The organism is Lysobacter sp. Root494 (assembly GCF_001427225.1).
Taxonomy (GTDB): domain Bacteria; phylum Pseudomonadota; class Gammaproteobacteria; order Xanthomonadales; family Xanthomonadaceae; genus Agrilutibacter.
Genome location: NZ_LMFH01000001.1, coordinates 511,908 through 537,566 on the forward strand (window position 1 = coordinate 511,908; position 25,659 = coordinate 537,566).

23 protein-coding genes are annotated in these 25,659 nt (G+C 64.2%); 16 read left to right on the plus strand and 7 right to left on the minus strand.

The window, feature by feature from the left end:
• Positions 1-36: 36 nt before the first annotated feature.
• The 4 genes from ASD14_RS02120 to ASD14_RS15870 form a co-directional block, all read right to left on the minus strand.
• Complete coding sequence (locus ASD14_RS02120; RefSeq protein WP_056128127.1) at positions 37-1,467, minus strand: Do family serine endopeptidase; 1,431 nt, start codon at positions 1,465-1,467, stop codon at positions 37-39.
• 177 nt (positions 1,468-1,644) lie between these two features.
• The gene (locus ASD14_RS02125) at positions 1,645-2,187 is read right to left on the minus strand and encodes a hypothetical protein (protein WP_056128129.1); all 543 of its coding nucleotides are present in this window, start codon (positions 2,185-2,187) and stop codon (positions 1,645-1,647) included.
• A gap of 63 nt (positions 2,188-2,250) precedes the next feature.
• A complete protein-coding gene (locus ASD14_RS02130) occupies positions 2,251-4,185 on the minus strand; it encodes an autotransporter outer membrane beta-barrel domain-containing protein (protein WP_056128130.1) in 1,935 nt (644 codons plus the stop codon).
• A gap of 59 nt (positions 4,186-4,244) precedes the next feature.
• Complete coding sequence (locus tag ASD14_RS15870; RefSeq protein WP_056128132.1) at positions 4,245-4,730, minus strand: hypothetical protein; 486 nt, start codon at positions 4,728-4,730, stop codon at positions 4,245-4,247.
• Between the two features lie 115 nt (positions 4,731-4,845).
• Between ASD14_RS15870 and ASD14_RS02140 the strand changes: the two genes are divergently transcribed.
• Positions 4,846-6,729, plus strand: coding sequence for a winged helix-turn-helix domain-containing protein (locus ASD14_RS02140; protein WP_056128133.1), 1,884 nt, complete (start codon positions 4,846-4,848; stop codon positions 6,727-6,729).
• 32 nt (positions 6,730-6,761) lie between these two features.
• On the opposite strand, the gene ASD14_RS02145 is transcribed toward ASD14_RS02140, so the two are convergent.
• Entirely contained in the window at positions 6,762-8,960 is a 2,199-nt protein-coding gene (locus tag ASD14_RS02145) for a TonB-dependent receptor (protein WP_162247662.1), read from the minus strand.
• Between the two features lie 601 nt (positions 8,961-9,561).
• Between ASD14_RS02145 and ASD14_RS02150 the strand changes: the two genes are divergently transcribed.
• The 12 genes from ASD14_RS02150 to ASD14_RS02205 all read left to right on the plus strand — a co-directional run bounded on the left by ASD14_RS02150 (position 9,562) and on the right by ASD14_RS02205 (position 21,124).
• Positions 9,562-11,715 carry an adenosylcobalamin-dependent ribonucleoside-diphosphate reductase gene (locus ASD14_RS02150; RefSeq protein WP_056128141.1) on the plus strand — a complete coding sequence of 718 codons (2,154 nt, stop codon included), beginning with the start codon at positions 9,562-9,564 and terminating at the stop codon, positions 11,713-11,715.
• 281 nt (positions 11,716-11,996) lie between these two features.
• Positions 11,997-12,551 (plus strand): hypothetical protein, encoded by a 555-nt coding sequence (locus tag ASD14_RS02155; protein ID WP_056128143.1) that lies wholly within the window; start codon positions 11,997-11,999, stop codon positions 12,549-12,551.
• 281 nt (positions 12,552-12,832) lie between these two features.
• Positions 12,833-13,633, plus strand: a complete 801-nt coding sequence (locus tag ASD14_RS02160; RefSeq protein WP_056128146.1) for an NrdJb — start codon at positions 12,833-12,835, stop codon at positions 13,631-13,633.
• Positions 13,634-13,667: 34 nt separating this feature from the next.
• Positions 13,668-14,462 (plus strand): hypothetical protein, encoded by a 795-nt coding sequence (locus ASD14_RS02165; protein ID WP_056128149.1) that lies wholly within the window; start codon positions 13,668-13,670, stop codon positions 14,460-14,462.
• Between the two features lie 478 nt (positions 14,463-14,940).
• Entirely contained in the window at positions 14,941-15,690 is a 750-nt protein-coding gene (locus tag ASD14_RS02170; RefSeq protein WP_056128151.1) for a ubiquinone/menaquinone biosynthesis methyltransferase, read from the plus strand.
• 85 nt (positions 15,691-15,775) lie between these two features.
• Positions 15,776-16,066, plus strand: coding sequence for a hypothetical protein (locus ASD14_RS02175; protein WP_157474960.1), 291 nt, complete (start codon positions 15,776-15,778; stop codon positions 16,064-16,066).
• A 33-nt stretch (positions 16,067-16,099) separates the two neighbouring features.
• On the plus strand, positions 16,100-16,693 hold the full coding sequence (locus tag ASD14_RS02180) for a DUF2846 domain-containing protein (RefSeq protein ID WP_082538677.1): 594 nt from the start codon (positions 16,100-16,102) through the stop codon (positions 16,691-16,693).
• A 69-nt stretch (positions 16,694-16,762) separates the two neighbouring features.
• Positions 16,763-17,212 carry a DMT family transporter gene (locus tag ASD14_RS02185; protein ID WP_056128161.1) on the plus strand — a complete coding sequence of 150 codons (450 nt, stop codon included), beginning with the start codon at positions 16,763-16,765 and terminating at the stop codon, positions 17,210-17,212.
• 58 nt (positions 17,213-17,270) lie between these two features.
• Positions 17,271-17,966 carry a TonB family protein gene (locus ASD14_RS02190; protein ID WP_157474963.1) on the plus strand — a complete coding sequence of 232 codons (696 nt, stop codon included), beginning with the start codon at positions 17,271-17,273 and terminating at the stop codon, positions 17,964-17,966.
• A 260-nt stretch (positions 17,967-18,226) separates the two neighbouring features.
• Positions 18,227-19,138, plus strand: coding sequence for a cyclase family protein (locus ASD14_RS02195; protein WP_056128900.1), 912 nt, complete (start codon positions 18,227-18,229; stop codon positions 19,136-19,138).
• Between the two features lie 180 nt (positions 19,139-19,318).
• On the plus strand, positions 19,319-20,056 hold the full coding sequence (locus ASD14_RS02200; RefSeq protein ID WP_235565283.1) for an energy transducer TonB: 738 nt from the start codon (positions 19,319-19,321) through the stop codon (positions 20,054-20,056).
• Positions 20,057-20,359: 303 nt separating this feature from the next.
• Complete coding sequence (locus ASD14_RS02205) at positions 20,360-21,124, plus strand: TerC family protein (protein WP_056128170.1); 765 nt, start codon at positions 20,360-20,362, stop codon at positions 21,122-21,124.
• Between the two features lie 216 nt (positions 21,125-21,340).
• Here ASD14_RS02205 and ASD14_RS02210 read toward each other — a convergent pair whose 3' ends face one another.
• Positions 21,341-21,724, minus strand: coding sequence for a hypothetical protein (locus ASD14_RS02210; protein WP_056128173.1), 384 nt, complete (start codon positions 21,722-21,724; stop codon positions 21,341-21,343).
• Between the two features lie 267 nt (positions 21,725-21,991).
• Between ASD14_RS02210 and ASD14_RS02215 the strand changes: the two genes are divergently transcribed.
• On the plus strand, positions 21,992-22,390 hold the full coding sequence (locus ASD14_RS02215) for a hypothetical protein (RefSeq protein ID WP_056128176.1): 399 nt from the start codon (positions 21,992-21,994) through the stop codon (positions 22,388-22,390).
• A gap of 5 nt (positions 22,391-22,395) precedes the next feature.
• Here ASD14_RS02215 and ASD14_RS02220 read toward each other — a convergent pair whose 3' ends face one another.
• Positions 22,396-22,722 (minus strand): thioredoxin family protein, encoded by a 327-nt coding sequence (locus tag ASD14_RS02220; protein WP_056128178.1) that lies wholly within the window; start codon positions 22,720-22,722, stop codon positions 22,396-22,398.
• Between the two features lie 161 nt (positions 22,723-22,883).
• Between ASD14_RS02220 and ASD14_RS02225 the strand changes: the two genes are divergently transcribed.
• Positions 22,884-23,468: a TMEM175 family protein gene (locus ASD14_RS02225; protein WP_056128181.1), complete on the plus strand. Its 585-nt coding sequence runs from the start codon at positions 22,884-22,886 to the stop codon at positions 23,466-23,468.
• Positions 23,469-24,132: 664 nt separating this feature from the next.
• A complete protein-coding gene (locus tag ASD14_RS02230; protein WP_056128183.1) occupies positions 24,133-25,512 on the plus strand; it encodes a S8 family serine peptidase in 1,380 nt (459 codons plus the stop codon).
• Positions 25,513-25,659 lie beyond the last annotated feature (147 nt).

A 25,659-nucleotide genomic window follows, 5' to 3' on the forward strand; every position in this document is an offset into this window, starting at 1 on the left:
GCGTTCTCCTGAGTGGGCGAAGCAGTGGCGAAACGCTTACAGCACCTCGATGGGTCCGCGCGCACCGCCACGGAAGACATTGAAGATCAACCTTGCCGGGGCCCGCGTGAAGCTGGCGCGGAAACCGGGCAGGTCGTCGAACTCGCCCGTGGTGGCGCCGGTGATGATGTCACCCTTCTGCAGCCCGCTGCGCGCCGCACGACTGCCGCGCTCGACGCTCTCGACCAGCACACCGCCGGCACCGGACTGGCGCAGCGAAGCTGGCAGTTCGGCGAAGGTGACGCCGCTCAGGCGCGGATCGAGCTCGGCGCCCGCCACCGCGCGCGGCTGTTCGCGCAGGCTGGCGCTGAGCTGCAGCGGCTTGCCGTCGCGGAGCACGTCGAGGGTGACCCGGCTTCCCACCGATTGCAGGCCTTCGAAGTTGCGCAGCGAGTTGCGGTCGTCGATGTGTTGACCGTTGGCGCCGACGATCACATCGCCCGCCTTCAGCCCGGCCGCCGCCGCCGCGGAGTTCGGGAACACGCGCGTGACCACCGCGCCGCGTGTTTCGTTCAGGCCCAGCGCCTGTGCAATGCGCGCATCGACATCCTGCACTTCCAGCCCCAGCGTGCCGCGGCGCACTTCGCCGGTGGCCACCAGCTGGTTCATCACACTGCGCGCGATGCTGGTGGGAATCGCGAAGCCCAGGCCGATGTTGCCCGCCATCGAGCCGCGCGGATTGAAGCTCGCGGTGTTGATGCCGACCAGCTCGCCATTGAGATTGACGAGCGCGCCGCCGGAATTGCCCGGATTGATCGAAGCGTCGGTCTGGATGAAGTTCTGGTAGCCCAGCCCGCGCAGGCCGCTGCGCCCTACCGCGGAGACGATGCCGGAGGTGACCGTCTGGCCGATGCCGAACGGATTGCCCACTGCGACGACGAAGTCGCCGACCTTCAGCTGGCTCGAATCCGCCAGCGGCACGGCCTGCAGGTTGGACGCCTTGATCCGCATCACCGCGACGTCGGTGTCCGGATCGGAGCCGACGAATTCGGCGGCGAACGTGCGGCCGTCGTCCAACGTCACCGAGACTTCGTCCGCGCCTTCGATCACGTGGTGGTTGGTGACGATGAGCCCGCGCGCGGCATCGACGATCACCCCCGAACCCAGCGACTCGGCGATCCGCTCCTGGGTGAGTTGCGGAAACATGCGCCGGAACATCGGATCGTCGCCGAACGGGCTCACCTGCACGCGCTGCTTGGTGTGCACGCTGACCACCGCGGGCGTGACCCGGGCAAGCATCGGCGCGAGCGAGGGCAGCGGCGTGGTGCCGACGGCGGCGGGCAGGGCGGCGGCGGTGGGCACGGCCGGCAACGCGGCGGGCGCGGCCAGTGCCGGAACTTCGATCGCATCGCGCATCGCGGTCGCGGCGAAGCCGCCGAAAGCCGCGGCGGCGGTAAGGGCGAGCAGGGTCTTGCTGGAGGTCTTCATGCGGAAAGCAGCGCCTGGGAACCGAATGGGTTCAGTTTCGGTGCAAATCGTGCAATCGATCCTGAAGGCGATCAATGCATCGAGGGGCCACGAAGGCCCGCAACGGGCCGGATTTGCGCCGTTCCGCTGCGGATGCGGGCGATCACCGGCGGTTTCAACCGCGGTCCCGAATGGATTTCAGGGAATCGTCCGCGCCCGGCCCGGGCTCTTCATCACGTCGGTCCTGCCCGGATCCTTGCAGGCGCCGGCGCCCCCGTTGAGGCAAGCCAACACCATCCATCTCACGGGCTTGCCGTCGGGTAGCGGCCTGGCTGCCACGACCGGCAACCGCTGCATGCGGTCCAGCGGCACCGGAGTTGTCGGCGACAGGTGGCAGTGGGTCACCTGGCTCCCCGGCCGTATCCAGCAGGCCTTGGCTTCATCGCTTCGCGCCGGGCGCAGGCAGTAGCCGTAGCTTCCGGGGAAATGAGTATCGCCGGAGCAGTCGCTGTCCGCAGTGCAGCCTTGGCCACCGATGCCGCTCGCGCGCAGATCGGCGACCAGGCAGGCGCCGCCGGTGCCGATGGATTCGATTCCATCGGCCGACTTCCTGACCTTGAACGTGCCGGTGACGCTATCGGCGTGTTTCGTCACCGGATAGGCGACGATTTCGAGCCGGTGCTGCGCATGCGCGATTGGCACAGCGCAGGCCAGCGCGATTGCGGCCAGGAACCTGTTCATGGCAACTCCTTTGTCGACGGCAGCTTCAACGTCAAAGGGCGGGTCGCTGCGGACGCGACCTGCTCAGAAATCGCGGCGCAGGCCGACGAACACATCGGTGCCTGCGAGACTGCGGCCGAGCCGCCGTTCGTAGTCGAGCGTCCACAACCAGTTGCGATGGAAGCCTCCGCTGAGGCCGAGCGCCATGGTTGCCGATGCGGGTGGCTGCCATGCGCCGACGTCGAAAGTCACGTCCGGCGTGCCCGCGAACGCCGCCTGCATCGCGCCATTCGCGCCGTCGATGCGCCTGCGGTATCGCGCGTCCAGGTCCAGGCGCAGCCATCCGCCATCGCCGAAGTTCCAGTCCTGCGCGAAGCGCAAGCCCATCGACGCCGACAGCTGCGACTGGTTCGACGATTGCGCGATCAGTTCCAGCCCGGTGACGCCCCGCTCGAGGAATCGTCCGCCATGGCGTTGTTCGTACGCGACGCCGATGAAGGGCCTGAATTCACCCTGGCCGAAATCCGCGCGCCGTCCGATTTCGCCTTCGACACGCGCCTGCGAGAGGTGCCGCAGCGATTGCGCTTCGTGCACGCCCGCCGAACCGAGATCGATCGGTCGCCGCATCTGCAGCGTGGTGCTCGCGGCACCGACCACGCCCGTCGCATACCAGTCCGCTGCGCGGCGATGCGCGTAGGCGTAGGCCGCCGGTGTCCGTGCGCTTGCCTGGCCGCCTGCGCGATCCAGCTGCATCGTCGAGCGGCTGCTGGCGATCGCGCCACCCACGAGCAGGCCGGGCGAGATCCATTTGTCGTAGCCGGTGGCGATGCCGTCGCTCGCGTACGTGCCGTGCTGACGACCCGTGTCGGTGAAGCTTTCCGTCCACGAAAGGCCATCGGTTGCCGCAGTGCGTGCACCGACGCGATCGCGCAGCCGCATGGCGCCGGCGGCGAACTGTTCGTCCACCATCTGCGACGCGGATGCATGCGCCTGTCCGCCGAGACTGTCGAGCGTGCGTTCCGCCTGTGCGAGGTCGCCGATGTGCTGGATCGATGCCGCCGATGCGAGGAATGCGCGTTGCGGATCGCTGAGGGTTTCCGGCGATTGCAATGCGAAACCATCCGCATCCTCGAACGCGCGGTCCAGCCGCCCGGCGACGTCGAGGCTCTGCGCAGTGATCGCGGCAGATTGCGCCATGGCGGCGTGCAAAGAGATTCGCGTGGCATCCAGGTAAACGTCGTTGGGCGCGTAGCGCAAAGCACCCTCAACGAAAACGCCCATGCCGGTCCAGTTACGGAAGGTCCCGGAGACTCCGCCACCGGCATGCAGGATATGCAGCGATGTATTCGTTGAGGGCAGCAGGTATTGCATGCCCGCAAGGCGTTGCGCATACAGCTGTAGCGTGCCATCCAGGCCCGCACGGCCGGTGATTTCCAGGGTCCACCCGAGGACCGCATTCATCGTCGCGAAGCTGCCCTGCTGGTAATCGCCTTCGATGCGCGCGCGCATGTCGGGATTGCAGGCCCCTCCTGGAGAGCACGCCGTTTCCCAGGAAAACACCCCGTTGTTGATCACGTCGCCGCGCACCGTGCCAATCAGCCACAGCTTGCCGCCGGCTGAAAAGGAGGTGTCGTAGATTTCGACGTCCGATTCGAGCGTGTCCCACACGATGAGGTTGCCCGCCACGATGGTGCCGTCGCCGAACCGGTAAGTGCCATTGCGGAGATTGAGCCATCCGCGACCGTCTCCCGTGACGACGAGTTTGTGATCGCTCTGCCGTCCGCCTTCCATGCCGATTTCATCGTAGGTCAGCGTGTACGGCGGATCGATCCAGCAATCGACAGTCACCGGTTCCGGACACAGGACTACCTGCGCAGGGGGAGGTGGCGGCGGCGGCGGAGGTGGCACGGCCGCGGGCGCAATGCTTTCGCGCACGCCACCACCGCCCGCGCATGCGGACAACAACAGCAGCGTTCCGATGCAGGCAGCCAATGCCGAGATTTTCGGAAGTGTGTTCATGGGAAGTCCTCGAGGCGGCTGCGCCCGCAGCCACCTCCATGGGAATGCATGGGAATGTCCTAGCGACGCACTGCGGTGACTTCGCCGCACACGGCGAACAGCAGGTTGTCGTTGACGCCATAGAAGCTCGCCTGGACCGGTCCATGGGTGCTCTCGCCGTCCGCGCTCACGATGAAGTCGCGGTCGACCAGCGTGCGCCCGGCGTAGCTGCCGTCGCTGTTGAACCGGTAGAACTCCAGGTGTTGCCGGTGCTGGCTCGTGGGGGGATCGTAGGACCAGGTTCCGAGGCCAATGGTGCGGGCGATCGTCGGGGTGCGCGGGTTCTCGACCAGGGTGCCGCCGGGCTGGAACACGACCGTGGCGACCACCTGGATGGTCGGGCCCGGGCCGCCGTTGCATGGGGTGAGGGTGCCGCTGGATTCCCACATTCCCACGACGCGGTTGGCGGGCACGGACAGCGCGCCGGTGGTTTCCGGCCCGGCTTGGACGGCGCCCGCTACGGCCAGCAATAGGGCGGGTACGATGCAGGGTGTCTTCAGTTTCATGGCGAATCTCCGGTTGGGTGGGGGCCCGACTGGACCCGCGGCCAACCTTCGGCTCGCCTGTCCGGAAATTCCTTCGTATTTCGCTGAAACAATCTGAAAACAACTGAAGAAAACCATGGCCAGCGCCCGGCACTACCGCTTCGGCAGCTTCAGGCTCGATACGCAAACCCGCGAGTTGCGCGACGGCGACGGCCCGCCGATCGCGCTGACCGCGAAGGCGTTCGATACGCTGTGCACGCTGATCGCCCATCGCGACCGCATCGTCACCAAGGACGAACTGCTGGAAGCAGTCTGGGCCGGGCGCGTGGTCGAGGAAAACAACCTCACCCAGGCCGTCGCCGCGCTGCGGCGCGCGCTGGGCACCAACGCGGGCGAGCACCGCTACATCCTCACCGTGCCCGGGCACGGCTATCGCTTCGTTGCCGAAGTGCGCGACGACGCCGAAGCCGTGCCGCCGGCCGCCCAGGCAACACGGCCGGCCCGGCCCGGTGCGATCGTGTTCGGCGCGATGTTGTTTGCGCTGGCACTCGCCGGCGTTGCCGCCTGGCAACTGCGCAAACCGGCGCCCGCTCCCGCGCACGCGCAGGCTGCCGCGCTCGCCGTGCTGCCGTTCCGTCCGCTCTCGACGGGTCCACGCGACGAGCTGCTCGAGCTCGGCATGGCCGACACGCTCATCACGCGCATCAGCAGCTCCACCCACCTGCGCGTGCGCTCGCTGGCGTCCAGCCAGCAGTTCGCCGGCTTGAAGCAGGATCCGCTGGAAGCCGGCCGCGATCTTGGCGCGGATTACATCGTCGAAGGCACGATCCAGCGCAACGGTGGGCGGGTGCGCATCACCTCGCGGCTGTTGTCGGTGCGCGACGGCATGGCGCTGTGGTCCGGTACCTTCGACGAAACGCCGGACAGGATCTTCACCCTCCAGGACAGCATCGCCGAGTCGATGACGAAAGCGTTGCAGCTCAACGCGAACATGCGCGCCAGCCGTGCCAGCCCCTGCGACGGTGCCGACGCCGAGGCCTATCGCGCCTACCTGGCCGGGCGCTACCAACTCGATCGTCCTTCGCGCTCGCGCATGCGCGCATCGATCGCCGCTTTCCAGCGCGCGATCGACCGTGATCCGACCTGCGCGCGCGCGTACGCCGGCATGGCATACGCCTATCGCGCGCTGGCGATTACCGGCGATGAGGCGCCGCGCAAAGCTTTTCCGCTCGCGAAGGCCGCGGTGCAGCGCGCGCTGGCGATCGACCCCGAACTGGCCGAAGCCCACTCGTCGCTAGGCTTCATCCGCTTCTGGTACGACTGGGACTGGGCTGGTTCGGAAGCATCGTTCAAGCGCGCCATCGAGCTCAATCCGAGCCTCGCCGAGGCGCGAATCGGCTACGCCCACCTGCTCTACAACATCGGCCGCGACGATGAAGCAGCACGGCAGGCGAGGCAGGCCATGGCCCTGGATCCGTTGTCGCCGCTGATCAACACGCTGGGATCGAGCTTCATCGCCGCCGCTGGCCAGGTCGAGGAAGCCCGGCAGGCGCTGGAAAAGGCATTCGAGGTCGAGCCGGACTTCTGGGTCGCGCTGCTCGGCCGTGCCATTGGCAAGCTGCAACACAAGGATTCCAAGGGCGCAATCGCGGACCTGGAACGCGCGCGCGTGCTGTCCGAAAACAGCAGCCAGATCCTCGCGGTCCTCGGGATGGCGTACGCCCGCGCCGGCGACCGTGCCGCAGCCGAACAGATCCTGCGTGACATGGAGGACCTGCGCGCACGCAGCGGCTACATGCCGGGAACGAGCCTGGCGAAGGTGGCATTGGCACTCGGCGATACCGAAGGCGCGATGGACCTGCTCGAGCGTGCCTACGAGGATCGCGACATCCGGCTCACGTTTTTGCAGGTGGACACCGCCTGGGAGAAGCTGCGTTCGCACCCGGGATTCCAGGCATTGATGGAGCGCATGCATTTCCCGGCGAATCCAGCCGCCGGGCGCCCTGCGACATCGCAATGAGCCGTTGACACGAAGTACGCGCACTCCCGCTTTCAGAAGTCACGACCCACTGTCACTGCCACCGTGCGCGGCGGCCCGTAGTAGCCGGTCAGGACGCCCAGCGTCGGAAAACTGAAGCCCGTCGTGCGATACGCCTTGTCGCCGAGGTTCTGCCCAACCAGCGCCACGTCCCAGCGCCTGCCGGGCGAGTGCCACGCGAGCGACGCATTCCAGAGCGAATACCCGGCCTGCGCGATGGTTTCGTTGAGGTCCGTGGTCGGATACACCTTGCTCTGGTAGCGGCCATCCACGCGTGCCGTGAGGCTGGCGCCGGAGGCGAACGGAACGTCGGCGATGACACTGGCGCCGCCGGTCCACCGCGGTGCGTTCGCGAAGCGCTTGCGGTCGGCGACGTCCACGCCGCGGTCGATGTACCGGTCGTAGCGCGCATCGAGGTAACCCGCATTGCCGGTCCAGCGCAGCCATCGGCCGGTGCGCGCCGCGAACTCGATCTCGCCACCGCGGATGGTGCCTTCGCCGGCGTTGCGGAAATCGCCGAAGAGCGCGTCATCCACCCCGTCGCCGTTGGAGTCGTAGGTCGTGAAGACGCTGAGCTGGATATCCCGGTAATCGTTCCGGAATACCGCCGCCTCCAGCGTGAGCCGTCCATCGAACCATTGCGTCTTCGCGCCGGCCTCGTAGGAGGTGACCGATTCGTCCCGCAACGGCAATGCGGATTCCGGTACCACCGCAGGCACCGCGCGGATGTTGTAGCTGCCGCTCTTGAAGCCGCGGCTACCCTGGACGTACAGGAGCATTTCGTCGTTCGGTCGCCACGACACATTGAGACGCGGTGACAGTGCGTTGAAGGTCGTCGCGTCGCCGAAGTCGGCACTCACCTGTCCCGTGGGTGTCGTGTAGGTGCGATCCGTGTAGCTGCGGTTGAAGACGTCCACGCCCTTGCGTTCGCGCGTGTAGCGCAGCCCGGCCTCGATGCTCCAGCGGTCGTCGAACGCGTGCGTCACGTCGCCGTATGCCGCGGCGCTGCGCGTGTCGATCGCGCCTTCGGTCTTGCCGAACGCCTGGTTGAAGCTGTTGTTGTAGCCAGCCCCGCCGGCTTCGCCATCGAACCAGTACAGCCCCACGACCGCATGGTCGTTTCGCCCGCTCCAGTGCAGCTGGAATTCCTGCGTCGCCTGCGAATCGTGGAACACGCGGGTCAGCGTGTTGATGGTCACCGGAAGCATGTCGAAGTCGGTGTAGCCGATCGAATCGCCCTTCCGGTACGCCGTGATCGACTTGAAGCGCCAGTGTTCGTTCAACTCCCAGTCGACGGTAGCCGAGCCGCCCTGCGCATCCACTTCGTCGATATCGGGAGCATCGCTGCGCACGTCGAAATTGCCCGGATCGGGTGGTGTGCGCTGCGGATCGAAGGGGTTGACCGCGAGACGCTTCGCTCCACGCACGCCGGAGCGGTCGCGGATGCGATCCCAGGACAGGGTGACGTCGAGGTAATCGCTGGGCAGCCACTGCGCCGTGAAGCGCGCCACGCCGACGTCCCTGACGGACACGTCTTCACCCGTCACCAGGTTCCGGCCGAAGCCGTCGCGGCTGAAGCTGCCGATCGCCATGCGCGTGCGGAAACGCTCGCCCAGCGGCATGTTGAGCACCGCCTTCGCATCGCGCCGCGAATACGTGCCGGCGGTCAGCGCCACCCGGCCGGCAAAGGCGTCACCGGGCCGGCGACTCACGAACTTGATCGCACCGCCGATCGTGTTCTTGCCGTACAGCGTGCCCTGCGGTCCGCGCAGCACTTCGACGCGTTCGACATCGAGGATTTCCAGCAGCGCGCCCTGTGGCCGCGCCAGGTACACGTCGTCGACGTACACGGCTACGCCCGGCTCCACGCCCCACACCGGATCCGCCTGGCCGACGCCGCGGATGTACGCGGTGAGCGTGCCGGTGAATGCACGCGCCGGGTAGAGGGTCAGGTTGGGCGTCGTTCCGCCCAGGTCACCCAGGTCCTGGGCGCCGCGGCTTTCCAGTTCGTCCGCATCCAGCGCGGTAACCGACAGCGGCACGTCGCGGGCGGCTTCCTCGCGTCGGCGCGCCGTAACGATCACGTCCGGCACCTGCACCGGACTTCTCTCCTCCGTTTTTCCCGATGCGGGCTTTTCCCCGGCCGCCGCCGCAGGCGCGAGCGATGCCGACGCGCAAAGCAGCAGGGTCACCGTGGCCGTGCGATTCCGCATTTCGATCCCCGGTGTGCTGGCGTTGTCAGGAGGCCGCCCCTGGCAGGTCGCGGCAGTGAAGCAAACGGATACGGACCCCTGCCGAGGCCGTCCGGGTCGTGAGCACGCCCGACTGTCGCATGCCGCGCGCCGCATGCTGGAGCCTTTGCCGTGCAACGAAAGCAAGCCTTGCCGCGTCTGTCCGCATGGGCCGCGGTGAGTGTTTTTCCCTGAGCGCAGTCATGAAAAAACGGTTGACTTGGCCTAGGGGCAGGTTTAGGTTTGATCCCCGTTCGGCCACTACATCTTGTGGTTGGCCTGGCGGAAGGAGCCCAAGCTTAGGGGTGAGCTTGGAAGGCAACGCTAAGGCCGGAAGACGCGGGGGAGCGGCGGACGGCAGGAGCAAAACAGGGTCTGCGCCGGCTTCGGGCGCAGCCCAGACGACCCACAAACCAACGGCAACGCGGCGCTTACCTGCAATCTCCATCGGAGTAGTCAGTCATGCGATCGCGCGCCACGCCGTCGGCGTTCCGGGTCAATGTGACGCGCAACACACAACCATAAGAACAGCATGGGCGGCCGGCCCCGACCTGCCACCCGATAGAAAGGAGACAGGACAGGCATGAGCACGGTGCGCCTCGAAGCGGTCAAAACGAAGATGGCCGACAAGGAAATCCCCATGCAGCCCGCGTCCCAGGACATCTGGGACAAGAAGTACCGGCTGAAGACCAAGACGGGCGAGGCGGTGGACGCGGACATCGACGCGACCTACCAGCGCGTCGCCAAGGCCCTGGCGGAAGCCGAGCCCAATTCCGAGAAGCAGGCCTACTGGTACGAGCGTTTCGTCTGGGCGCTGCGCCGCGGTGCGATCCCCGCCGGCCGCATCACCTCGAACGCCGGCGCGCTGGAACACAAGCCCGCGACCTCGACGATCAACTGCACCGTGTCTGGCACCATCGAGGACTCGATGGACGGCATCCTCGAAAAGGTCCACGAAGCGGGCCTGACCCTGAAGGCCGGCTGCGGCATCGGCTACGAGTTCTCGACCCTGCGTCCGCGCGGCGCGTTCGTCGCCGGCGCCGGCGCGTACACGTCGGGCCCGATGTCCTTCATGGATATCTACGACAAGATGTGCTTCACCGTGTCCTCGGCCGGTGGCCGCCGTGGCGCGCAGATGGGCACCTTCGACGTGTCGCATCCGGACGTGAAGGACTTCATCCGCGCCAAGCGCGAAGACGGCCGCCTGCGCCAGTTCAACCTCTCGCTGCTGATCACCGACGGCTTCATGGACGCGGTGAACGGCGACAAGGACTGGCCGCTCGTCTTCCCGATCAACATCAAGGAAGCTGGCGACGTCGACGTGAACAACGCCGCTGACGTCGTCTGGCGCGAATGGCCGACCCACAAGAACTACATCGTCCGCGACGACGGCCTGGTCGCCTGCAAGATCTACGGCCACATCCGCGCGCGGCACCTGTGGGACATGATCATGGTCTCGACGTACGACTACGCCGAGCCGGGCTTCATCCTGATCGATCGCGTCAACGAGATGAACAACAACTGGTGGTGCGAGAACATCCGCGCGACCAATCCCTGCGGCGAGCAGCCGCTGCCCGCTTATGGCGCCTGCCTGCTGGGCTCGGTCAACCTCACCAAGTTCGTGCGCAAGCCGTTCACCGATGAAGCGAGCTTCGACTGGGACGAATACAAGGAAGTCGTGCGCGTCTTCACCCGCATGCTCGACAACGTCGTCGAAGTGAACGGCCTGCCGCTGCCGCAACAGCGCGCCGAGATCATGCGCAAGCGCCGCCACGGCATGGGCTTCCTCGGCCTGGGTTCGACCGTGACCATGCTGCAGATGAAGTACGGCTCGAAGGAGTCGTGCGAATTCACCGAGCGCATCGCCCGCGAAATGGCCGTGGCCGGCTGGGAAATGGGCCTCGCCCTCGCCAAGGAAAAGGGCGCCGCCCCGATCATGGAAGAGCGTTTCCCGGTCACCGCCGAGATGCTGCGCAAGCGCCCGGAAATGGTGAAGGACGGCTGGAAGATCGGCCAGGAGATCGAAGGCAAGACCCTGCACGCGCGCTACTCGCGCTACATGCAGCGCGTCGCCTCGGTCGCGCCGGAACTGGTGGATGAACTCGCCGAAGTCGGTGCGCGCTTCACCCACCACAGCTCGATCGCCCCCACCGGCACCATCTCGCTGTCGCTGGCCAACAACGCCTCCAACGGCATCGAGCCGTCGTTCGCGCACCACTACAGCCGCAACGTGATCCGCGAAGGCAAGAAGTCGAAGGAAAAGGTCGATGTCTGGTCGTTCGAACTGCTCGCCTACCGCGAGCTGGTCAATGCCAAGGCGATGCCGTTCAGTGAAGAAGCCGAAGCGAAGCTGCCCGACTACTTCATCTCCGCCGACGACATCTCCCCGAAGGAACACGTCGACGTCCAGGCCGCCGCGCAGAAATGGGTCGATTCGTCGATCTCCAAGACCGCGAACGTCCCGACCGACTATCCGTACGAGGACTTCAAGGACATCTACCGCTACGCCCACCAGCAGGGCCTCAAGGGCTGCACCACGTTCCGCTTCAACCCTGCCGCCTTCCAGGGCGTGCTGGTGAAGGAAGCCGACCTGGAGAACACCACCTACCGCTTCGAGCTTGAAGATGGCAGCGTGGTCGAGGTCAAGGGCAACGAGCAGATCGAATACGACGGCGAGATGCACACCGCCGCGAACCTCTTCGACGCGCTCAAAGAGGGTTACTACGGGAAGTTCTGACGATCTCCCCGCCGCCCATGCGGTTTCTTTCTCCCCGCAAAGCGGGGAGAAGGTGCCCGAAGGGCGGATGAGGGGCGCGCCGCAGGCGCGAGATGCTTTACCGCCAAACCTGAAAAACGATTCAGCCTTCGCCCCACCCAATCACGATGCTTTCGAAGCCGCACGGGTATAGCATCGAATCGCAACATGTTTTCCAGTTGCATGCTTCCACTTGCAGTACCAGTTCCAATTGTTTGTCCCCGATAAAAACCAGCAAGGCATAGCGCCCGCGAGGAGGGCACATGAGCAACGGGAATGGAGTGACGGCGACCTTGTCGCAGGCTGCCGAGACGGTGAAGGAAACCGCGTCCAACGTCGGCACCGCCATCGCCAGCACGGCGGAAGGTGCGGTCAAGGCGGTGAAGAAGCGCGCGACCAAGGCGAGGAAGGCAGCAGGCAAGGCGGTGACCAAGGCGAAGAAGACGCTGGCATCCGCTTCGGCCGCCGCGAAGAAGGAAGCCACGGCGCTTAGGGCCAAGGTCACCGGCAAGAAGAAGACGGCGAAGAAGGCAGCCAAGAAAGCGACGAAGAAGGTCGCGAAGAAAGCCGCCGGCGCCAGGAAGGCGGTCCGCAAGGTAGCGAAGAAGGCCACCAGGAAAACCACCAAGAAGACCGCACGCAAGGCGACGAAGAAGGCCGCCACGCGCAAGTCACCCGCCAGGAAGGCGGCGAAGAAGACCGTCCGCAAGGCGGCGCCCAGGAAGGCAGCTGCAAAGAAGGCCGCTGCAAAGAAGGCCACCAGGAAGACGGCACGCCGACCGGCCAAGAAGGCCGCGAAGAAGACCGCTCGCAGGTAACAAGTTGAGAGTGAACCGTCCTGGGCGTAGCGGCGAAGCCGCGAAGTCGAAGGACCATGCAAGACAGGCCATAAGCAACAACCAAGAACAGAAAGCCCCGATTGGTCACCGCGCCCCACGCGGGCGCGGTGACCGCACTAAACCCAGATTCCCGCTCGTCTTGGGGCAACGCGCCAAAGCGCGAAGCCGAAGGACCCGCAGAGCACCACTTCCACCCCGCTGGTCCGCGCACCGCCACAGGCGCGAAGCCGACTGACCAGCAGCAACACCAGGACAGCACGATGACCGTCAAGATCAACAAGAAAATCAAGGGCTACACCGTCGTCAGCGCCGACGACAAGGCCCGCGAAGCCATCAAGGCCGAGTCCGTCTCGCGCGCCGCCGCCGAAGCCGAGCTGCCCAAGAGCGCCGACGTCATCCAGATGCACGAGCGCGTCGAGCGCCCCGAAGTGCTGATCGGCTCCACCTACAAGATCAAGACGCCGCTGGTCGAGCACGCCATGTACGTGACGATCAACGACATCGTCCTCAACCCGGGCACCGAGCACGAACTGCGCCGCCCGTTCGAGGTCTTCATCAACTCCAAGAACATGGACCACTTCCAGTGGATCGTGGCCCTGACCCGCATCATGTCCGCCGTGTTCCGCAAGGGCGGCGACGTCACCTTCCTGGTCGACGAGATGAAGGCCGTGTTCGACCCCAAGGGCGGCTACTTCAAGGCCGGCGGCGTGTACATGCCCTCGCTGGTCGCCGAGATCGGCGCCGTCGTCGAGGAACACCTCAAGTCCATCGGCCTGATGCACGACCCCGAGATGAGCGACGCCACCCGCGCCCTCATCGCCGAGAAGCGCAAGGCGTTCGAAGAACGCTCAAAAAAAAACACTGAAGTAAGCACCGCCGGTGAAATGGGCGGCGCGATGAGCGACGTCGACGCCCGCACCGAAGAAGTCATCGAAGTCACCGGCGAAGGCGCGTCCTTCCCGCCGTCCGCGACCATGTGCCACAAGTGCAACACCAAGGCCGTGGTGATCATGGACGGGTGTGCGACTTGTTTGAATTGTGGGTATAGCAAATGCGGTTAGACGTCTGAAATTTGACATTAAGAATGTAATCTCGATGGCCGCTCCGTATGGAGTGGTCATTGCCGTCCTGTACTTAAAGGGCTACTGGGATACATTCGATGTCAATGCATTGCAGTATGTGAGTCTTAGTGACTTGCTCAGTGCTGCCATTTTTCCCATGGTTGTGTTTGTTGCCCTGATGCCACTGGCAGCGTTGATTGGGACTGCCGCAGGCGGGTGGTTGCGTTCGCTTCACAAGACAAGCGACGCCGTAGGTACTAGTAGTACTGCTAATGCAGAAAGGGAGCCAAAAAATGTGCGCAACGGGCGCCTAATCGCTGTCTGTTCGGCGCCGTGCGTTCTGTTGGCGTTTTTCTTTATCCCCGCGCCTATCAAATGGGCATTCATTGCACTTTTTTCGGCGATGGCCGTCGCGCCAATCGTCAATAACGCGCTGTTCGAAAGGCTTGTGCCGAATACGCATGTTCGTTTGGTCTTGCTGCTGCTCACGGTTAGTACTCCTATCTTGGTTTATTACCGAGGGAGTATCGATGCAACGAGAAGTACCGAAGCTAAGCGAGAGCGTGTTGTAGACGTGGCTCGTTCGAAGCTGCCCGTTTCCACTCACGGCAAGGTGCTTTACCTTGGCCTTCTGGGTGATACCCATTTCTTGCTGGAGCGGGACAGTGGGTCGGTCATCCTTCTGGCTAAGTCGGATGATCAGTTGATTGTTTTCACCCCTTCCAAGGCTCCCAATCCGATTGTTGGCTTGCCGTTTCGAGGGAAGGGAGGGGCGCATATACCGACGGCGCCTGTGCCTCAACACGAGGACAAAGGGAGCAGTAAATAAGACCCCCGTAGGGTGCGAAGGGCATCGCGCCGTTATCCATCCGGAGACGGCAAGAGATCAGCCAGCGTAGCCCGGGTGAGCGCAGCGCACCCGGGTGCTCTTCGTGATGCGGCGAGATTCTCCCAGGTGCGGTCTTCGGCTTGCCCGGCTACATGAGAGCTGTCTGGAGATTACCGAAGCCATGTTTTTCACAATGCGCCACTTGGCGGCAAGTGCACGGTCATGGTCCTGGCTTGTTGCAGCCAAACACAATCCGCATAAGGCGGGCTTGAGCCCGCCCTACGATCTGTGATCACTGTGGACGCGTAGGGTGGGCCCTGGCCCACCGATGCCCAGATCTCGTAGGGCGCAATAACATTGCGCCGACTGTGCTTCCGGCGCATTAGCCTTCGGCTAATGCGCCCTACTGACTACCACGGTGAGCGGTTGTAGTAGACCTTGGTTCAATCTCGTTTTGCGGGATCTACACGGCTCAAGCATGCAAACGAACACGCGGCAGTCCCCATCGACCTCCGATAACGCGGCTGATTTCGTCTGGCAGCACGACGACGTCTTCGGTCGAGTCGCATCACGTTATGACCTGCTTTGTGATGTCTTCAGCCTCGGCATTCATCGGCTTTGGAAGCGCCGGGTCGCGCGTCGCATCGCAAGCGAGAAGTGGTCTGTGCTGCTCGACGGAGCAACCGGTACTGGCGATATCGTTTTGCGGGTGTTGGAACACGACGCTACTGACGGACGGACCGTCATCGCCGCCGATATCAGCGAGAAGATGCTGGCGGTCGCCAGGCGCCGCCTTGGCGCGCGAGCGGAGAACGTGCATTTGCGGCACATGGACGCCGAAGCGATGCCAACGATTCCGGATGCGAGCGTGGACGCCTATTCGATGTCGCTCGTCATGAAGATTTGCGACCGGCGGCGTGCGCTGGATGAAGCATTCCGGATCCTGCGGCCAGGTGGGCGCCTGGTAATCCTCGAGGCGTCGAACATCCGTTGGGTTCTTTTGCACCGGCTGTATCTCGCATACATGGCGACCTGCATGCCTGTACTCGGCTGGCTGGCAACGGGTGGCGACACGTCGGCGTACAAGTACTTGTTGCATGGCATACATGGATTTCCCTCCGCCGAGTCTTTCGCCGATGAGCTCATGACCCACGGTTTCGAGGACGTGGCCTTCGAACGGCTCTCGCTTGGCATCGTCGCGATCCACACCGCCCGTAGGCCGGGGTAAAGAGAGCAACTTGCCGGCGAACCTCCGGGCCTCGTATCGTGCGCCTGGGCCAATCGGGCTCAGGGAAAAGGACGAAGGGGGAACAATGGATGCAATCAAAACAGTCGCAGCACTCTCGCTATTGTTGCTGTCAGCGTGCACAGGCACGGCTGGCTCCGACTCTCGCGACGTGACCGCCGAAGAATGCCGCGCATATTACGAATACACGTACCGTCTCGATGGAATGGATGCGCGCCAGGTCCTCGGCGAGGAACAGCTTGCGAAGGATTCGGCCACGTGTGCCGATACCGGCATGGTGACGAGACGCCACTACGATTGCGCCATGGCAGCCCAGTCGGTTGATGCGTTGCAGGCCTGTGGTTTGCCGAATACCTGATAGATCTCGTAGGGCGCAATAACATTGCGCCGCATGCGCTGGCGCATTACGCCTGCGGCTAATGCGCCCTACGTGCTGGGGCCGTGCAGGAAGTCTTTGAGTCGACGTATTTCCGTCGGCAAGGTGTTCAAGCTGGTAGGCGTGGTTCTGCTTTTCTCATTCGGGGGAGAGTTCATGAAGGGGATGTTGTTTCGATATCTGTCGGTCGTTACCTTGCTTGTCGGTTTGGGAGGGTGCGCTTCGGGGCTGGAATACGCCGAGGTGCCGGCTCCAGTCGTCACGGACAAGGCGACCGTAGTGGTCTATCGCGTCTTCTCCATGCAGGGCGCGGCCTGGACGCATGGTGTCTTCGTGGATGGACGCCACATTGCCAATCTCAGGAACGATGGCTTTACACGATTCCTGGTGAGGCCTGGCCTTCATAAGGTCAGCGTCGGTACGAAATCCAAGCTGACCCGACATGCGGAGCCGGTGGAGATGGCAGCCGGAGAAACCTATTACTTCGGTGAACCTCCGAGCATGATGCCGTACGCGCCTATCGATTTCGTGCGCGTAGAAGAGGACAAGGCGCAGAAGTGGTTGCGCGGCAAGAAGTACCAGCCGCCTTTGATCGCAGACGTCGAGTAAATGTCGGGGCCGTAGTCTGGGTCGGGAAAACGGTGTCAGAGTGCCATCGGGTGTCAGAAAAGAGGACGCATGAATCCAACCCTCGTACTCACCGCCCTCCTTGTCCTTCTCGCGGGGGGAATGATCGCGCTGCAGGCGCCGACCAATGTCATGCTGGCCAAAGCGGGCGGCTCGCCCGTGCTTGCTGCGCTCATTTCCTTCGCCGTCGGCACCGCTGTGCTGTTCGCCGTCTGGCTGGCGAGCGGGAATCGGCCGGGCGTGGCGCCGTTCGGCGCATTGCCCTGGTATGCATGGGTCGGCGGTGTCTACGGTGCGGTGTATGTCGCCATCGCCGCTTATGCCGCACCGCGGCTCGGGCTCGCGTCGTTGATCACGATCGGCATCGCAGGGCAGATCCTGATGGCGCTATGGCTCGATCACATCGGCGCACTCGGATTGATGCGTCAGCCTGTCAGCGCCATGCGCGTGGTTGGCGCGTTGCTCGTGGTGGCGGGTGTCGTTCTGGTGCGTCGGGGCTGATCGGATCCAAGACCTCGTAGCCTCGTATGGCTCAAGGTCCATTATCGGGAGGCAGGATATGTGGAAGTCCGCATTCTTTCTGATCGCGTCATCGGCTTCGTCATTCGCGTTCGCGGCAGATGACGGGGCCAAGGCGGTGTTCTTCACCGCTCGCGTATCAGTCGCAGCCGATGGCCATGCGACAGTGAGTGATCTCGTCGGCCCCAAGGGAGCGCTTGCACAGGTTGTGGTGAGCCGGCTCGCCAAAATCCGGTTCGTTCCGGCCAGGCGGAACGGCATGCCTGTCGCGGCAGAGGCCCCACTCCACGGGCGCATTGTCCTCACGCCTGTCGGCACGGACGACTTCGATGTTTCCGTGCGAGACGTGACTACCCGGCCCGTCTGGGAAAAAGCGCAGCCGCCCAACTATCCTCCCGATCGAATCAGGGTGGGCCAGCCAGGTGCGGTGGAGATGCGGGTCCGGATCGATGCGCAAGGGCGTGTCAGCGATGCCGTCATGTTGTCGAGCACCGACGCATCGTTCGAACACGCTGTTCGTCGCGTTGCCACCCAATGGCGCTTTGCCCCACAACTCGTTGAAACCACGGTTGTGGTCCCCGTCGTCTTCAGGGACCAATCTAAGGCGGCTGCCGCCTTCAAGCCCCAGTTCCTGTGCCTGCCCGACGAGACACGGCCGAATGTGGAAGGCGATACCGGATGCACAGATCGTCTCGAGGTTTTCGGGGCACGGGTAAGGCGCGAGGTCACGATTTAAGTGTGTAGGCTGGCTTGGCTCATCAACCCAGCCTGCAGATCTCGTGCGGCGAAATAGCATCGCGCCGCACCATAGGACACGGCGCAGCACGTCCGGCGCACCATTGGACTCAGGCGCAGAACACTGCCCTATCGGATCGGGAATGGAAAATCCCGTGTGCTGTCGTATGTTCCTGATCGTGCCCAGGAATGAGCATCGATCTGCTGGCACGCACCGACACCGTTGCGCGGGCAATGACACCCAAACGGGATGCGAGAGCAATGACCGACAGACGTGCCTGTTTCGACTTCGAGGTCGACTTTTCCAATGGAGGAGGCATCCAGGGCCAGGGATTCCGCCTGGACATCGACGGCGACGATATCGGTGACGATGCGCTGGCGGCCTACATCATCCAGGACCTGCGCCTGTTGATGGTCGGCGAGGTGCGCATCCTCAACAAACGGATCGTCGAGGAGCGACACAAGCGGGCAACCAGCGTCGCCGACGCCGATGAAGCCAGCGATCACGCCGAGCTGATCGACCTGAGCCACACGATCGAAGACGGCATGATCACCTACAAGGGCTTGCCCGCCCCGCTGATCTGCGATCACCTTTCGCGCGAAAAATCCCGCACGGTCTATGCGGAGGGCACCGAGTTCCAGATCGGGCGCATCAACATGGTCGCCAACACCGGCACCTATATCGACACGCCGTTCCACCGCTACGCGCATGGCCATGACCTGGCCGGCCTGCCACTGGTGAAAGCGTCAGATCTGCCCGGCGTCGTAGTGCGGCTCGAGGGATTCGAGGGACGCGCAATCGACTGGCACGCGTTCGCGGCGACCGACGTCAAGGGCAAGGCCGTGCTCGTGCAGACCGGATGGGACCGTCACTGGCGCACCGATGCCTACTTCGAAGGACACCCCTTCCTCACGGAGAAGGCAGCACTGCATCTACGGGACAATGGCGCGGAACTGGTGGGCATCGATTCCTTCAACATCGATGACGTTTCCGGTGGCGAGCGTCCGGTGCATTCGGTGCTGCTGGGCGCCGGCATCCCGATCGTCGAACACATGACCGGGTTATCGAGGCTGCCAGTTCACGGGTTCCGCTTCTGGGCCGTTCCGCCGAAGGTCGTCGGCATGGGCACGTTTCCGGTGCGTGCGCATGTGAGGATCAGCAAAAGTAAGTAAGGACCGTACCCTGGTTTGATTCCATCAGCTCCGTCTGTGCTGTACCACCGGCGGCGCGTGTCGTGCGTTATCCACCGCGGACGTCGCGGCACCATCCTCCAGGGAAAGTGAATCTTGAACTGGATGCAGTCTCACCTTGCCGCAGCTACGATGTTTCTCGGATCAAGGGGAGGGGCGGGAATGAGGGCAGTTGTTGTTTTTCTGATGCTGGCGGGGTTTGTTTGGAGTGCATCCGCGGAAGCGCCTGAAAAATCGCCGGAGGACGCGGTGGTCCGGCTTACGGCGGCGGTCGACATCGATACAGATGGCAACGTAGCGGCACTCAAGTGGCTAAATGAAAAGCCGGCGCTGAAGATCTTCACAAACGCCGTGACATCTGAAGTCACGCAATGGAAGTTCGAGCCCGGCACGCTAAACGGCGCACCGGCAGCTACGCGCACCTACCTTGCGCTCGCGATACTGGCCAGGCCGAACGAGGCTGGTGGAATTTCGCTCACCGTAAAAGCTGCGTCCACGGGGATGAACCTGAGCAACCCCGTCGTGCCAAGCTATCCGACGGCTGGAGTCGTCAACGGCGTCAATGCAACGGTCAGGGCGATAGTCGACTTCGACGTGAACGGCAAAGGCACCATCAGGTCCACGGAATACACAGCCAGTCGCAGTCGGTACGACAAGCATTTCCTGAAAGCGGTGGCTGCAGCCGTCGACGCATGGCGTGTCGAGCCCGAGACAGTTGGAGGCCGTCCGGTTGCGGGCACGATAAGCATTCCCTTCGTTTTCTGCGTGCAGGTCGAGTGGTGTGCAAAGCGCCGCGCCGGGGCCAAGGGCGAAGACAACACCACACCGGTGGCTCTGGGCAGTGCCACCAAGTTGCGTAGCGAGGTCGAAGGACTGTCGATCGGCAGCATCGCTTCCTAGGGGTGGCTCACCGTTCTGTCGGTGAATTGGAGCGGATAGGAAATCAGGTTCAGTTCCATCGACGGTGATCGATGCCGCAGCCACCGCGTGTTAGCATCGACGTCGAAGGGGAGTAGCTCCCGATCGCTGTTGCCGTCAATACGAGCGTTTGCTCCGGTGCAGTGGCAGGTCCAGAGGCCTGCGAGCAAGACCTTCGCCGATCCACGGCGAAGATGCGTCCATTCGATGCTTCCTGGCCATGGTCCCGCCCCGGCGCCGTTGTGGCGCGCGGACTTTCTGCAGCCTTATCGAAGAGACACCACCATGGACGTCCTAGCGAATCCCGAAATCTGGATCGCCCTTGCCACGTTGACCGCACTGGAACTCGTGCTGGGCATCGACAACATCATTTTCATCTCGATCCTCGCGGGCAAGTTGCCCCCGGAGCAGCGCGATCGCGCCCGCAAGACGGGCATTGCGCTCGCGGCGATTACGCGGCTTGCGTTATTGCTCGCGATCGCCTGGATCATCGGCCTGACCGCGCCGCTGTTCTCCGTAGCCGGCCATGCGTTTTCCTGGCGCGACCTCATCCTGATCGGCGGCGGCCTGTTCCTGATCGGCAAGGCGACGCATGAGATCCACCAGAAGCTGGAGGGCGCGACGCAGCAGGTCACGGTCGGCACGGCGGCGGCCACGTTCGGCAGCGTCATCGTCCAGATCATGCTGCTCGACATCGTGTTCTCGCTCGACTCGATCATCACTGCCGTGGGCATGGTCGACGAACGCTGGGTCATGGTCACCGCGATCGTGGTGTCGATCGGTTTCATGCTGCTGTTCGCCAGGCCGATCGGCGATTTCGTCGAGCGCCATCCCACGGTCAAGGTGCTCGCCCTGAGCTTCCTGATCATGATCGGCCTGGTCCTGGTCGCCGACGGCTTCGGCCAGCACATTCCGAAGGGCTATATCTACACGGCGATGGCGTTCTCGGTGTTCGTGGAACTGATCAACCTGTGGATCCGCAAGCGATCGAAGACGCAGGTCGCGCCGGTGGCGTTGCACGAGAAGTACTCGGACGACGGATCCGCATGATCGGAACGAGAGGTGATCGCGAGGAGTGGTTGACCGCGTAGACGACATCCGGTCCGCATCCCTCGTCACGCGCAATGGAATTGCGTCGTATGCGAAGCCAGCGCATTGCCCCATGCGCTGCGCTTCTTTCTCGCCCTCTGCGCCGCAAGGTTCGGCAAGACCGCAAAGAAGAAGGCCCGCTTGCGCGGACCTTCTGCATGCGTGCACGAAGCCGGACTACTTCTTCTCGACTTCTTCAGCGGACTTGTCGGCCTTGTCCGCGACGTTTTCGGCGGCATCGGCGGTCTTCTGCGCCGCGGTAGCGGTGGCGTCCGCCGCTTTCGCCGAGGCCTCGGCAGCCGCAGCCCTGGCGGATTCGGTCGCCTGATCGATCGCGGCACCTGCCTCGGTCGCCGCTTCACCCGTCGCGGCCGCCGCGGCTTCGACGCCCTGTTGCGCGGCCTGGCCGGTGGCCTGCGCCGCTTCGGTCGCTGCCTGGCCCGCCTGGTCGGCGGCGGTTCGCGCTTCCGCGGCTTCGTTCTGGGCTGTCGGAGTTTCGTTCTGACAGGCCGACAGGACCAGGACGGCCGTCGCGAGGAACACGGCGAGCTTGGTGTTCATGGGTCATCTCCAGAAGGAGGGAGCCTGAACATAGCGCTCTTCGTGCAAACGCCGGATCAATTGCATCAGGCAACGCCGGACTGCAGGTGCCTGGCCATTTTCGTAGCGTTGCGAAACCGCATCCGTGCGCGGCGAACGAGTGCGCGCGTTCAAACGCGGCATCAGTTCGCAGCGCGTCATGTCCACGAAAACGAGTCAGGTAAATGAATCCTGCCTTGGCACGACGGCCTTCGCGAAAGCGATCCGCCAAGGCGACATTCCTGTCCTATGATCAAGCCGAGCTCTTGCCAGGAGGCCGGCATGATTCGAGACATCCGAGTCTTTCCGGAAGCGCGGCGACTGGAAATGAAGTTCATGGGCGGCGTCAGCATCCAGGATCGCCTGGATACGCTGGCCCTGGTGGCGCCTCTGATCGCAGACCAGAAACTCAACCGGATCCTGGTGAACTTCAGCGCGGCCTGGCATGAACCGCCCCTGGAAACAGGCGGCGTTCCGTTCGAGGAAACGTTGCAACAGTCTGGCGGGTACGCCGGTACCCGCATCGCATTCGTCAGCCGGCCCCACAGCTTTGTCCCGCCGGAGGGCGACGCCGCTCCGGCGCTGGGGTTCGAGTTCCGCTGCTTTACCGGACGCCATGCCGCATCCATCTGGCTGGACGGCCCATAACGTTCTCAGCCGAACGCCATAGCCAACGATTGCAAGTCGCGCAACCCGCGCGGGCGAACGACGCGGGCGATCTCGCGACCATCGCGCAGCAGCACCAGCGTTGGCCAGAGTTTGACGCGGTAGGTGCGGCCAAGCTTGCGGCCGGGACCGTCTTCCACGCGCACGAGATCGACGTCGGCATGCGCGTCGAGCCACGCATCCACCGGTCCGCGCGCCGTGGTGCAGTGCCCGCACCAGTTGGTGCCGAAGTCGAGCAGGACCAGGCCCGTCATCGCCTCGATCTCCGCAGGATCCGGGGCGTGGATCTGATAGGTCGCGTCGCGTCGGGTCATGGCGATCCGTGAGTGGCGAAGCCAGCGCGCCCACCCTGCGCCGCAGGCTGTCCATGCGGCGTCGAAGCCGCAGCAAGGCTGCAGCACGACCGGACCGGCCCGGAAGCATTCGCTGCACGCCGCTACACTGCCTTCGTCAGCAGCGTTTTCGCGGAGTGCACATGGGCAAGAGCCGGCTTGAGGCCTTCAGCGATGGCGTGATCGCCATCATCATCACCATCATGGTGCTCGAGATGAAGGTGCCGCATGGCGAATCGCCGGAATCGCTGCGCCCGTTGTTGCCGGTGTTCCTGAGCTACGTGCTCAGTTTCGTCTACGTCGGCATCTACTGGAACAACCATCACCACATGTTGCATGTCTCCAGGCAGGTATCCGGGCGCGTGCTGTGGGCGAACCTGCACCTGCTGTTCTGGCTGTCGCTGTTTCCCTTCGCCACGGGATGGATGGGCGAGAACCATTTCGCGGCGTGGCCGAGCGCGTTGTATGGCGGTGTCCTGTTGATGGCGGCCATCGCTTACTGGTTGCTGCAGCAGGCCATCATCGCCGCGGAGGGTTCCGATTCCCTGCTCAAGGTGGCTCTCGGCAGGGACTGGAAGGGCCGGATTTCGCCGCTGCTTTATCTGCTCGGCATCGCATCGAGCTTCTGGCTGCCGTGGGCCGCGATGCTGGTCTACGTGGTGGTCGCGCTGATGTGGCTGGTGCCGGATCGGCGCATCGAGCACGTCGTGCACGACGGCGGGCACTGACGCGCAAGGCAGGCTTCGGAATTTCGCGGGCTGCGCAGATCCCTAACGCGCAATAAGCGAAACGCATCGCGCCGGCTTCCCGATGCCGTGAAGGCGATCGCATCGGTGAAGCAAGCTGGCTTTGTAAGACACCGCGTCCGCGAGTGCCCGGAACGGTATCGACGACGCTGGTCGCCGTGACCAGAACCGATTGCCCGCAAGCAGATTCCGGTCGTGCACGACCGCAGCGCGGTTGCGTTCAACCGGAAAACGCTCGATCGCAGGCAGAAACCGGTTGTCCACGACTGCAAAACGGTTGTCTAACGAGCGGAGAACGGTCGCCCAAGACCGCCCGACGCCCGACTGCGACCACAAACCGATCGTGCGCAACCGCAAAACGGTCGGCGGCGAGCAGACAATGCTCGCGGACAACCGCGAATCAGTCGTGCGCCGCGCGAAACCGGCTGCCGGCGACCGCCGCCGAATCCCAACCGTTCAGCCCCGCCAGTCCCTCCGCTCACGCCGGCCGAACAACCGCGCGCGCATCGTCGGCGGCCCGGAAAAAACACCATGGCAAGGGCATTCCGCGAACCGATCCGGCCGGCCCGGGATTCGAATGGCGTTGGCTTCGGAGCAACACAGCCTTTCCGCGCCCGCCCGGCGGGCTCATCCCAGGAGGTCTCCCGTGATCAAGAGTGCTTTGAGCGTCCTCGCCGTTGCATGCCTGCTTCCCGCCGTTGCGCAAGCCGCCCCCGGTTCGCGCACCGTCGGCGTCAACGTGCTGCTCAATACCGATCCCTCGCCGTCAATCCTCGCGCAGCTGGGTGCCCACGGCACCGTGCGCGACGTGCTGGTGGAAATCGATGCCGTGGCTTTGCGCACGACGGAGAGCGAGCTGGCCGCGATCCGCGCGCTGCCCTTCGTCGTGGCCGCGAATCCGGATGCGGCGCGCAACGGCTCGCCGGTGGATACCGTGGCCGCCACCAGCTTCGCCAACGGCATCAGCACCTGGGACCAGGACGCCGTCGATGTCACGAGCCGCGAAACCGCCGGGCGCACCGTGGCCCAGGACGGCAACGGCATCTATGTTGCGGTGCTCGACACCGGGCTGCTGGACACGTGGCGCCAGTACTTCCCGCAGGAACGCATCGCCACGCAGTTCGCCAAGGCCTTCAACGGCGGCGGCGGCGAGCAGGGCAACGTGTCCGAGCCCACCAACAAGTGGGAGCACGACCAGAACTCGCACGGCAGCCACGTGACCAGCACGATCCTGGGTTACAGCCTGGGAGGTGTGCCCATCAACGGCACCGCGCCGAAGGCGACCGTCATTCCCGTCAAGGTGCTGAACCAGAACGGTTCGGGCTGGTCGTCGGTGGTCGCGGCCGGCATCGTCTATGTGGCCGACCTCAAGGCCAGCGGCGCGCTCGGCGATGCGCCGGTGGTGATCAACATGAGCCTGGGCGGATCGCAGCTGGATGCGATGGAGAAGGCCGCGATCGATTACGCGATCGGCGAGGGCGTGGTGATCGTCGCTTCGGCCGGCAACGAGGGCGAGGATGGCATGGGCTATCCCGGCGCCTACGCACCGGTCATTTCCGTTGCGGCGACCGGATGGAACAACCAGTGGAAGCCCGGCGGCGACGGCAATCCCAACAATTGGTGGAACGCCGACAACGTGGCCGAACCCACTTCGGCGGCGGATTTCCACATTGCCGATTTCTCCAGCCGCGAGCTGGCCGGGCAGGATCTCGACGTCGCGGCTCCGGGCTCGTGGGTCGTCGGTCCTTACCAGACGCAGAGCGGCAAGACTTCGTTCTTCTATCTCAGCGGCACCTCGATGGCATCGCCGCACGTCGCGGGCATCGCCGCGCTGATGCTGCAGAAGAACCCGACCCTGCAACAGGCCGACGTGGAAGACATCCTCGAAACCGCCGCGCTGCCGATGGGCGCGGGCTGCGCGATGCTGTCGCAACCGTCGGGTCCGGCGCAGCAGACCTGCTGGGGCGCCGACGCGACCGGCTCGGGAATCATCACGGCGGCGAATGCGTTGGCCGCAACGCCGTAACGCGAAACCGGAAGGCAATGCACTTGGAAACCGCCGGTTATTACCGGCGGTTTCTTTTTGCCCGCCAGGAAGCGGGCGCTCCAACGGGATGCCCTACGCCGATGGGGCGTTTTCGTGAACGATGCAATTCGACGGCGACGTTGCGGA